Source organism: Mycobacterium sp. (genome assembly GCF_044342925.1).
Taxonomy (GTDB): domain Bacteria; phylum Actinomycetota; class Actinomycetes; order Mycobacteriales; family Mycobacteriaceae; genus Mycobacterium.
Map to the genome: position 1 here is coordinate 1 of NZ_JBIIOV010000118.1, position 10,437 is coordinate 10,437.

Annotated in this window: 12 protein-coding genes; 7 read left to right on the forward strand and 5 right to left on the reverse strand. The window is 68.3% G+C overall.

The genetic code is table 11. From position 1 onward, the window contains the following. Positions 1-112: 112 nt before the first annotated feature. Positions 113-1,051 (forward strand): lipocalin family protein, encoded by a 939-nt coding sequence (locus ADBZ6I_RS12575; protein ID WP_526384302.1) that lies wholly within the window; start codon positions 113-115, stop codon positions 1,049-1,051. A gap of 16 nt (positions 1,052-1,067) precedes the next feature. On the opposite strand, the gene ADBZ6I_RS12580 is transcribed toward ADBZ6I_RS12575, so the two are convergent. Beyond that, on the reverse strand, positions 1,068-1,337 hold the full coding sequence (locus ADBZ6I_RS12580) for a hypothetical protein (protein ID WP_526384304.1): 270 nt from the start codon (positions 1,335-1,337) through the stop codon (positions 1,068-1,070). A gap of 19 nt (positions 1,338-1,356) precedes the next feature. Continuing rightward, entirely contained in the window at positions 1,357-2,352 is a 996-nt protein-coding gene (locus ADBZ6I_RS12585) for a C45 family autoproteolytic acyltransferase/hydrolase (RefSeq protein ID WP_526384306.1), read from the reverse strand. A 171-nt stretch (positions 2,353-2,523) separates the two neighbouring features. Here ADBZ6I_RS12585 and ADBZ6I_RS12590 point away from each other — a divergent pair, with 171 nt between their 5' ends. From ADBZ6I_RS12590 to vapC, 3 genes are all read left to right on the forward strand, one after another. Continuing rightward, positions 2,524-3,330 (forward strand): glutamate ABC transporter substrate-binding protein, encoded by an 807-nt coding sequence (locus tag ADBZ6I_RS12590; RefSeq protein WP_526384322.1) that lies wholly within the window; start codon positions 2,524-2,526, stop codon positions 3,328-3,330. A gap of 79 nt (positions 3,331-3,409) precedes the next feature. Further along, on the forward strand, positions 3,410-3,610 hold the full coding sequence (locus tag ADBZ6I_RS12595) for a type II toxin-antitoxin system VapB family antitoxin (RefSeq protein ID WP_526384308.1): 201 nt from the start codon (positions 3,410-3,412) through the stop codon (positions 3,608-3,610). Then, a complete protein-coding gene (vapC, locus tag ADBZ6I_RS12600; protein ID WP_526384310.1) occupies positions 3,607-4,020 on the forward strand; it encodes a type II toxin-antitoxin system VapC family toxin in 414 nt (137 codons plus the stop codon). The genes ADBZ6I_RS12595 and vapC overlap by 4 nt, the downstream gene beginning before the upstream one ends. Positions 4,021-4,086: 66 nt before the next feature. Here vapC and ADBZ6I_RS12605 read toward each other — a convergent pair whose 3' ends face one another. After that, a complete protein-coding gene (locus ADBZ6I_RS12605; protein ID WP_526384312.1) occupies positions 4,087-6,642 on the reverse strand; it encodes a DEAD/DEAH box helicase in 2,556 nt (851 codons plus the stop codon). A gap of 20 nt (positions 6,643-6,662) precedes the next feature. Next, entirely contained in the window at positions 6,663-7,028 is a 366-nt protein-coding gene (locus tag ADBZ6I_RS12610) for an STAS/SEC14 domain-containing protein (protein WP_526384314.1), read from the reverse strand. 135 nt (positions 7,029-7,163) lie between these two features. Here ADBZ6I_RS12610 and ADBZ6I_RS12615 point away from each other — a divergent pair, with 135 nt between their 5' ends. Both ADBZ6I_RS12615 and ADBZ6I_RS12620 read left to right on the forward strand, forming a co-directional pair. Then, positions 7,164-7,370 carry a CopG family transcriptional regulator gene (locus tag ADBZ6I_RS12615; protein ID WP_526384316.1) on the forward strand — a complete coding sequence of 69 codons (207 nt, stop codon included), beginning with the start codon at positions 7,164-7,166 and terminating at the stop codon, positions 7,368-7,370. A 2-nt stretch (positions 7,371-7,372) separates the two neighbouring features. After that, complete coding sequence (locus ADBZ6I_RS12620; protein WP_526384324.1) at positions 7,373-7,741, forward strand: type II toxin-antitoxin system death-on-curing family toxin; 369 nt, start codon at positions 7,373-7,375, stop codon at positions 7,739-7,741. A 14-nt stretch (positions 7,742-7,755) separates the two neighbouring features. Here the strand turns inward: ADBZ6I_RS12620 and ADBZ6I_RS12625 are convergent, their stop codons facing one another. Continuing rightward, complete coding sequence (locus ADBZ6I_RS12625; RefSeq protein ID WP_526384318.1) at positions 7,756-8,820, reverse strand: PQQ-dependent sugar dehydrogenase; 1,065 nt, start codon at positions 8,818-8,820, stop codon at positions 7,756-7,758. Positions 8,821-8,986: 166 nt separating this feature from the next. Here ADBZ6I_RS12625 and ADBZ6I_RS12630 point away from each other — a divergent pair. After that, positions 8,987-10,437 (forward strand): proton-conducting transporter transmembrane domain-containing protein (locus ADBZ6I_RS12630; protein ID WP_526384320.1); only part of this gene is annotated, 1,451 nt, incomplete at its 3' end.

A 10,437-nucleotide genomic window follows, 5' to 3' on the forward strand; every position in this document is an offset into this window, starting at 1 on the left:
GCCGACCGTCGGCTCCGAATGCAGGAGTGACAGCCGGTCACCGTGCCGGCATCTGACAAACAGCCAGCCGGCGACGAGCGTGTCCCAGGCTGCGGGGAAGGGTTTAACCATCGTGGAGAAATTGGTCAAGTGGCTCGGGCCGGGCGCGGTCGTCGGCGGCCTGGGTGCGGCGATGTTGTGCGGCGCGGGTCTGGCCAGCGCCGATACCGGCGACGACGCCGGTTCGGGGGAGCGGGCTTCGCAGGCCAGCGCCTCGCGGTCCGACACCGACAGCCCCACCCGCAAGGCCCGCGCGGGCACCCGCGGCATGTCCGCCCGCGTCGAGGCGCCGGAGCCGCAAGCCTCCCGTGCCGAGATGATCCCTGATTCGGCCCTTGAGGCTATCGAGGCGCCCACACCACGCGCCCGGGTCTCGGCCGAGGCCCAGGCGGTTGCACTACCCAGCGACAACGAGCCGCCGGCCGCCCCGGCACTCCCGTCGGCCGCACCCGCTGCGGCGGTCGTGGCCAAGCAATCCGCCGCTTCCGCCGCCACAGTTGCGGCCAGCTCGCCGGCCCCGGCGGCCGCCACCACGGCGGCTGCGGCCCCGGTGGTGCCATCGAGTGTGCCGGTGGACCCGGCGCAGTTCGCCGGCACCTACTACGAGCAGGGCAGCGTCAAGCAGTTCTTCAACTTCGGCCTGGTGAACACCAAGGCGGTCTACACCGTGAAATCGAACGGCACCCTGGGCGTGCAGAACTCCGGCAACTACTTCTTCAAATGGGGTCCGAGGTCGTCGATCAAGGGTTCGGCGGTCGCGGTCAACTCCACCAACACCGCGCTCAACGTCGGGTTCGGGGGCACTCCGTCGTCGAACCCGCCGGGCAACTACCTGATCCTCGATCGCGCACCGGACTACAGCTGGGTCATCGTCAGCGACCCGAGCGGTCGCAGCGGCTACATCCTGACCCGCAGCAAGACCATCGACCCGGCGACGTATCAGCAGTTGCTCGCCAAGTCGCGGGCCCTCGGTGTGACGGGGCGCATCACGCCGACGACTCAATACCGGTGAGCATGCGGGCGGTCGCTTACGACATCCGCCAGCGTTCCCAGGCGGCCTGCCGCGAGGTGCCCGAGATCTCGGCGACCTGACTCCACGAGTTCGACTCCGCCACCAGTCGCGCGGCGTTGCCGACCTGCTGGCCCGTGTAGGCGACGATTCGCAGTAGTTCGGCGAACCCTTCGCGGGTGCCGCGACCGCTCAGTTCGTCGACGGCCCGGCTGATGAGCGCGGCCAGCTCGGCCTCGGTCAACCCGTCCAACGGCGCCTCGGCCGCGGAGTCGGATCGGTCAGTCATGGGCCGATTTTAGGCGTCGTCAGGCCGCCGGGACGTCCAGCCGGATTTCGGCGTCGGTCGAGGTGAACCGCCGGCTCCAGGTGGTGCCCGGCCACCGGTAGTGCACCTCGCCGGTGTCCGGGCGGTAGTCGGCGGTGTAGAGCGTGCCAAAACCGTTGGCGTAGTGCGGGCTTCGCAGCGGCGGGCGCAGGAATTCCTCGGCGACCTGATCTGCCGGCAGCTGCTCGGCGAGCAGGCCGCGCAGGTGCGCTTGGCGTTCCAGACTGCGGAATCGCCGGGCGTGGGCGGCGTCTTCCGGCTCGTCGAACCGGTGGTTGGTCGCCAGCGGGCAGTCTCGCTGCTCGAACACCCCGGGTGCCAGGTAGACGGTCCGGTAGTCACCGGTGCGGTCGGTCAGCGTCAGGTTGTAGGACATGGCGACCGGGATGCGGGCCACCGCGCTCACGGCTTCCTCGACGGTTCCCGCTACTTCCAGTAGGTAGCGCACCACCAGGGGAATGCCGAACCCGCTACCGCTGCCTCGGGCGCCGCCGAACGTCAGGGAGACTGCCAGCCCATCGGAATTCATCCCGTCCAGCAGGCCCCAGAGGCAGTCGCCGGTGCCGATCACCTGGCGCTCGGAGAACCGGGTCGACATCACCACCTGCTCGAACAGGTCGGGGTGGTAGTCGTAGTTGCGGATCAGCGCCCGCGGTCCGGTGGTGGTGACCACCTGCGAGCAGGCCGGCGCGAAGGCCGGCATGTTCCACCCGGTGAGCATCGACGCGGTGGTCGCATCCCGGCCGGTCAGCGCAACCAGGCCCGCCCAGGCCGGGTGCAGTTCGGGCATATGCCGGACCAAGGCGTCTTCGGCCTCGGAAACTGTTGGGCGCCTGCCGGTTCCGGGCCGCAGATACCAGGACCGGTAGGCCGGCCAGGTGGCGTCGTACAGGGCACGCCAGCGCGGTCCGGGGCGGTCTTCACAGAACGCGTGCAGGGCGATGGACTGCACCGGGGAACCTGCGGCATTCATCATGCGTCAAGGTTTACCTGACACCCGACTGCGACGTCAAGCCAGCCTTGACGAATGGCCTCGGGGCGGGAGCCGGCAAGCCCCGCGGGCCCTGATGCCATAGTCTTCGATTCGAACGTCGGCCCGCTGTGGCCGAAGGCAATGGGGAGGACTCTGCACGTGAAGCTGTCACCAATGCGTCTGATCGGCACCGCGATGCTCGCGGTGGCGCTACCACTGTCGGCGACCGCGTGCGGGGGCGGTGGCGGCTCGGCTTCGGGCGACAAGATCGTCATCGGCACCAAGTTCGACCAGCCCGGCCTGGGAACGAAGAACCCGGACGGCTCGATGAGTGGTTTCGACGTCGACGTCGCCCGCTACGTCGCCAAGGAACTCGGCTATCCAGAGGACAAGATCGAATGGAAGGAATCGCCGTCGGCCCAGCGCGAAACGCTGCTGAGCAACGACCAGGTGAAGTTCATCGTGGCGACGTATTCGATCACCGACGCGCGCAAGGAGAAGGTCGACTTCGCCGGGCCCTACCTGCTCACCGGTCAGAGCCTGCTGGTGAAGTCCGACAACACCGACATCACCGGCGCCGAGTCACTGCAGGACAACAAGAAGCTGTGCTCGGTGTCGGGATCCACTCCCGCACAGCGCATTAAGGACAAGTACCCCGGCGTGCAGCTCCAGCAGTACGACACCTACTCGGCGTGCGTGGAAGCGCTGCGCAACGGGGCCATCGACGCCGTCACCACCGACGAGGTCATCCTCGCCGGGTACGCGGCGAAGTCGCCCGGTGAGTTCAAGATCGTCGGCAAGCCGTTCTCCGAGGAGCGCTACGGCATCGGGCTGAAGAAGGACGACGCCGAACTGCGGACCAAGATCAACGACGCGCTGGCCAAGATGGACGCCGACGGCGCCTGGAAGGCGGCCTTCGACAAGAACCTCGGCCCGGCCGGGCTGACCGCGCCGACGCCGCCGCCCATCGACCGGTACTGAGCGCCGAAGGGTCGGAGGCGTGGAGCGTTCGGCCTCGTAGTGGTACACCTTCCCTACACGTCAGGTGTAAAGTACGTGTATGGCCAGGATGCGTACCAATATCGAAATCGAGGACCGCTACGTCGAGGCGATAAAGACCCGCTACGGGGTCCACACCAAGACTGAAGCCGTGGATCTTGCGCTGCGGCACCTCGCGGGCCAGCCCATGACGCGTGAGGAGGCGCTGGCGATGCGGGGTGCCCATGCGATTGATGATGTTCCGGATACCGGTCCCGCGTGATCCTGGCGGACACCTCGGCGTGGGTTGAGTACGACCGGGCCACGGGTAGTAGCGCAGACCAGCGCATTGCCGAGTTGATCTCCACGGATGGGCCGCTGGTGTTCACTGAGCCGGTTCTGATGGAGGTGGTGGCCGGCGCGCGCAGTGAGGCCCGTGAGGAGGATCTGCGGCGACTGTTGCTGCGATTCGATTTGGCGCACTTCGATGCGGTGTCCGATTTCGACGCCGCCGCGCGCATCTACCGTCGGTGCCGGAAGGCGGGCGTCACCGCTGGCGGGATGGTCGACTGCATGATCGCGGCAGTCGCGCACCGTCGCAGTCTCGCGCTGCTCGCCTGGGACGCTGACATGTTCCGCGTAGCCGAGGTGATCGGAATAGAGCTGGACGAAGCATCGTTGCGTGCGGGTTGATGGTCAGGACCCGATCCGAACGGCAGACTCAATGGCCATGGCGGAGTTGCTGATCGCGGGCAGGCCTCAGTCCAGCCGCCTGGCGTCGACCACCCGCAGCACGGCGGCGCCGTCCTCGTCGGAGGCCTCCAGATCCACCTCCACCTCGATGCCCCAGTCGTGATCGCCGGCCGGGTCGTCGAGGATCTGGCGCACCCGCCACACCCCGGGCTGACGGTCGATAATGAGCAGGGCGGGCCCGCGGGCGTCGGCGCCTAAGCCCACGTCGCTGTGCTCGGCGAAGTAGTCGCCGATGACCTCCTGCCACCGATCGGCCGTCCACCCGGACGCGGAATCCAACTCGCCCAACGCATCCCAACGCCGCCGCGCGAACAGCTCCACCCGACGGAACAGGGCGTTGCGGACCATCGCGGTGAACGCCCGCTCGTTGCCGGTCAGCGGGCGTGGCCGGGCCGGCACGGCCACCGGCGCCGTCAGCGGCTGATCGGGGCTGGTGAGCTGCTCCCACTCGTCGAGCAGGCTGGAGTCGACCTGACGTACCAGCTCGCCGAGCCACTCGACGACATCGGTGAGCTCCTCGGTCCGCGCGGCGGCCGGCACCCCCGACCGCAGCGCCTTGAACGCATCGGAGAGGTAGCGCAGCACCGCCCCTTCCGAGCGCACCAGTCCGTAGACGCTGACGTACTCGCGGAAGGTCATCGCCCGTTCCCACATCTCGCGCACCACCGACTTCGGCGACAACCGCCCGTCGGCGGCCCACGGATTGCTCTGCAGGTACACCTCGAAGATGTGCCGCAGCAGCTCGTCGAGCGGCTTGGGATAGCTGACGTCATCCAGCAGCGCGATCCGCTCGTCGTACTCGATGCCGTCGGCCTTCATCTGGGCCACCGCCTCGCCTCGGGCCTTCTTCAGCTGCGCCGCCAGGATCTGACGGGGGTCCTCAAGAGTGGCCTCGATCACCGAAACCACATCCAGGGCAAAGGTTTCCGACGCAGGGTCCAGGGCCTCGATGGCGGCCAGGGCGAACGTCGACAGCGGCTGGTTGAGGGCGAAGTCCGCCGGCAGGTCCACCGTCAGCCGGTACCGGCGCCCTTTGTGATCGGGATCGCCCTCGGGTTCCGGTAGGCGCTCCAGCACCCCGGCCTGCAGCAGCGAGCGTGCGATGCCGACCGCCTCCAGGATGTGTTTGAGCTGGCGCTTGCGCGGCTCGTGGTTGTCGGTCAGCAGCCGGCGCATCGCGACGAACGGGTCACCGGGGCGGTCGACGACGTCGAGGATCATCGCCGTCGAGACCTTCATATTCGACGTCAACGGTTCCGGCGCCGCCTCGACGAGCCGGGTCATGGTGGCCTCGCTCCACGGCACCATGCCCTCGGGGACCTTCCGGCGCACCAGTTTCCGGCGCTTCTTAGGATCGTCGGCGACCTTGGCGAACTGCTTGAGGTTCTCCACCTCGTGATCGGGGGCCTGCACCACCACGGTGCCGGCAGTGTCGTAACCGGCGCGCCCGGCCCGGCCGGCGATCTGGTGGAACTCGCGGGCGTTGAGCAGCCGGCTGCGAGTGCCGTCGTATTTGGACAGCGCCGAGAAGACGACGGTGCGGATCGGCACGTTGATGCCCACGCCCAGGGTGTCGGTGCCGCAGATGACCTTCAGCAGCCCGGCCTGGGCGAGCTGCTCGACCAGTCGCCGGTACTTGGGCAGCATCCCGGCGTGGTGCACCCCGATACCGTGGCGCACCAACCGCGACAGCGTCGAGCCGAACGCGGTGGTGAACCGGAACCCCCCGATCAGCTCGGCGATCGCCGCCTTCTCGTCCTTGCGGCACACGTTGACGCTCATCAGCGCCTGCGCCCGTTCCAGCGCCGACTGCTGGGTGAAGTGCACCACGTAGACCGGGGCCTGGCGGGTGTCGAGCAGTTCGGCGATCGTCTCGTGCATCGGTGTGGTCGCATACGAGTAGTACAGCGGCACAGGACGTTCCGCGTTCGCGACGAGCGCAGTGGGTCGCCCGGTGCGCCGGGTGAGGTCCTCGCGCAGGAACGTCACGTCGCCCAGAGTGGCTGACATCAGCAGGAACTGGGCCCTGGGCAGCTCCAGCAGCGGCACCTGCCAGGCCCAGCCGCGGTCGGGGTCGCCGTAGAAGTGGAACTCGTCCATCACCACCAGACCGATATCGGCCGCAGCACCCTCACGCAACGCGATGTTGGCCAGCACCTCGGCCGTGCAGGTGATGATCGGCGCGTCGGCGTTGACCGCGGCGTCGCCGGTGAGCATGCCGACGTTAGCCGCCCCGAACACCGCGCACAGCGCGAAGAACTTTTCGCTGACCAACGCTTTGATGGGCGCGGTGTAGTAACTGCACGCACCCGCGGCCAGGGCGGCGTACTGCGCGCCGGTGGCCACCAGTGACTTCCCGGAACCGGTCGGGGTGGCCAGGATGACGTTCGCGCCGCCGAGCAGTTCGATCAGCGCTTCCTCCTGGGCGGGATACAGGGCAGTGCCGCACGCCTTAGCCCAGGCCGCGAAGGAGGCGAACAACGCGTCGGGGTCGGCGCCCTCGGCGCGCAGCGCGGAAAGGTCGCCGGGGTCGGCGAGCAGGGTGGGGGCGTCGGTGCTCACCTGCGCGGGCTCAACGCCGCTCAGCCCGCCGCCCACTGCTTGGCGGCCTCAAGGTCGTCGAGACCGAACAGCTCGACCTCGCCGGGGATCATCCAGGCCAGCGCGTGCAGGGCGTGGCCGATCCACTCCTTGTCGGTGACCACTGCGGTGCGCTTGAACGCGCGCAGGTGCGTGATGGTGCTGAAGCCCTGTCTGATGTCGGCGAGCAGCCCGCCCGGGCCGAATCCCTCGTAATCGGGTCCGATGACTTCGACGAAGCGGATCTCGTCGGATTCCAGCATCCGGTCCAAGGTGGGTTTGAACTGGCGGAAATCGGCGGCGGTGACTCGTCCCGACACCCGGATGCCGGCGACGCCGGCGGGCATGTCCTGCATTTCCTCGATCATGGCAAACCTCCCTCCACCTTGACGATAGGCCGCTCTGGCGGGGGGACGATAGGCCGCTCTGGCGGGGGGACGATAGGCCGCTCTGGCGGGGGCGGACGATGCCGCTCAGTGGTATCACTACGGTATCATCGCCGCATGGGGATGACTTTGCGCACCAGTGAGCAGCAGGCCGAAGCCCTGCGCCGGCAAGCCGCCGCTGAAGGCCGGTCGATGCAGGCCGTGGCGTTGTCGGCCATCGATGAATACATCGCCCGGCGGACGCACAAGGCCAAGGTCTCCGATGCGCTGGAGCGCGTTGTCCGTGAGGAGGCCGGGGTTCTTGAGCGTCTGAAGGACGCGTGACAATCGAGTACCTCGATCTCGAGGACCTGCTTGACATCGCCTCCCGGGTCGTCGGCCCGAATGTCGTTGTCAGCGATTACGGGCTACTGCACGCGGCGCTGTCGCGTCCGCACGCCTCGGTGTTCGGTGCGGACGCCTACCCGGATCTGCACAACAAGGCCGCTGCGCTGCTGCATTCGCTGGCGCGCAATCACGCGCTCCTCGACGGCAACAAGCGGCTGGCCTGGACAGCGTGTCGTACCTTCCTCGCTATCAACGGCGAGTGGATCAACGCACCCGAGGACGACCGCTTCGACTTTGTCATCAGCGTGGCCACCGGTGCGCTGGCCAACGTCCACATGATCGCCGAGCAGCTGCGCGCCTGGAGCTGAATCCCGTCCGCTGCTCACGCAGGGCTCAGGGTGAGCCGCAGAATCCGGTCGTCCTCGCCGCGCGGGTCTCCGCGACCGTCGGTGTTGCTCGTGGAGAGCCACAGCGATCCGCCGGGCGCCGTCTCGATGGTCCGAAGCCGACCGAGGTCGCCCAAGTCCAGCCGGTTCGCTTGTCCTGATTGGTCCAGGGGAACCTGCCACACCGTCTGCCCGCGCAGCGATGCGACGTAGGCGTAGTCGCCGACGATGGCGATCCCGCTCGGCGACGCGATCGAGGTGGGCTCCCACTCCATCACTGGATCGACGTATCCGGGCTTACCGCAGGCGCCTTCGCACTCGGGCCACCCGTAGTTCGATCCCGCTGTGATGAGGTTGAGCTCGTCGACGTCGCTCTGGCCGAACTCACTGGCCCACAAGCGATTCTGAGCGTCGAAGGCCAGGCCCTGAATGTTGCGGTGTCCCAGCGAGAACACCGCAGACCCGGGCAGCGGATTGTCGGCGGGTACCGAGCCGTCCGGGGTGACCCGCAGAATCTTGCCGGCCGGCGACGCAGGATCCTGGGCGGCGTCGCGGTCACCGGCGTCACCGGTGGCGATGTAGAGCATGCCGTCGGGTCCGAAGGCGATCCGTCCGCCGTTGTGGATGCCCGCCTTGGGGATCCCGACGAGGACCTCCTCGGCAGCGCCGAGGCCGGCACTGTCCCAGGCCATCCGCACCACGCGGTTGTCGTCGGCGGCGGTGAAGTAGGCGTACATCCAGCCGTCGGCGTAGGCGATCCCGAGCAGGCCTCCCTCGCCGCGGGGCGTCACGCCGTCGACCATGCCCACGGGGGCCGTCGTGCCCTCTGCGACGCGCAGAATGCGCGCGGTGTCGCGCTCGCTGACCAGCGCGGAGCCGTCGGGCAGGAACGCGATGCCCCACGGCACGTCAAGCCCGGTGGCCACCGTCTCAGCCACTCGGATCGCCGGTGCGCCGTCGGCGTGCGTGACGGAAGGTGCGGTGACGGGGACTGGGACGCTTGAACCGCACCCGGCGAGCACCAGCACGGTCAATCCCGAGATGACCGATCGGATTCGCATACCCCAGTGTGCGGCAGGTGCGCCGGGCCGGCCACCCGCCGCTCGCTAACCTGGAACCACAAGGGGAGGTTTTTGAGATGGCGTGCGGGATTCCTATCGCAATCGGGGTGGCCGCGCGGACCGCGATGCACCGCTCCACTGACACCTCCGCGGCACGCTAGCACCGATGCTCGGAATCCTCGCCGCGCACGCAGTCGCGGCGGTGTTCGCCCCCGCCCTCGTGAACCGGTGGGGACGACGGGCCTTCTATCCGCTGGCGCTGGTGCCGCTCGGGTCCCTGGTGTGGGTGGCGTCGAACTGGCCCGGGCCCGGCCCCGCACAGCGGATCGACATCCCGTGGGTCCCCGAGTTGTCGATGAACATCGCCCTTCGCTTCGACAGCCTGGCCGCCATCATGGCGGTTCTGGTGCTCGGCATCGGCGCGCTGGTGCTGGTCTACTCCGCTGAGTACTTCCACCATCGCGACGGCCACACCGAGAACCGGCTGCCGAGCTTCGCCGCCGAAATGGTCGCCTTCTCCGGGGCCATGTTCGGCCTGGTGGTCGCCGACAACACCTTGCTGCTCTACCTCTTCTGGGAATTGACGACGGTGCTGTCGTTCCTGCTGGTCGGGCATTACGCGGAGCGGGCCACCAGCCGCGCAGCCGCGATGCAGGCCCTTCTGGTGACCACCTTCGGTGGCCTGGCGATGCTGGTCGGTGTCGTCATCATCGGGCAGGCCGCGGGCACCTATCTACTCTCGGAGCTCATCGCCGCCCCGCCCGGCGGCACGGCCGTGAGCGTCGGGGTGGTGCTCGTCATCGTCGGTGCGCTGTCCAAATCGGCGATCGTGCCGTTCCAGTTCTGGTTGCCCGGCGCGATGGCGGCGCCCACCCCGGTCAGCGCGTACCTGCATGCCGCGGCGATGGTCAAGGCCGGCATCTATCTCGTCGCCCGCCTCACCCCGGCGTTCGCCGATTCCCCCGGCTGGCGGCCCACCCTGATCACCCTCGGCGTGGCGACGATGGTGCTGGCCGGCTGGCGGGCTGTGCGCGAGTACGACCTCAAGCTGATCCTGGCCTTCGGCACCGTGAGCCAGCTCGGCTTCCTGATGATCATGGTCGGCGGGGGCGGACGGGACATGATGCTGGCCGGGCTGGCGATGTTGTGCGCACACGCGTTGTTCAAAGCGACCCTGTTCATGGTTGTCGGCATCATCGACCACGCGACCGGCACTCGGGACATCCGCCGGCTGGCCTGGCTCGGCCGTCGGCTGCCGGGATTGTTCGTCGTCGCCGCGGCGGCGACGGCGAGTATGGCCGCGCTGCCGCCGTTTTTCGGGTTCATCGCCAAGGAAAGCGCCTTCGAGGCGATCGGTCACAGCGCAGCGCTGGGCCGTTGGGCGCCGGTGGTGCTGGCCGGGGTGGTGGTTGGGTCGGTGTTCACCACGATCTACAGCCTGCGCTTCATCTGGGGTGCCTTCGCGGCCAAGGGGCAAGAAGCTCCGAGTTCGCCGGTCTCCAATCTGCACCGCCCGCCGGTGTTGTTTCTGGCGGCGCCGGCGATCCTGGCGGCAGCCGGCCTGGTGGTCGGCCTGCTGCCACGGTCAACGTGGTGCTGGTCGACATCCGGGCATGG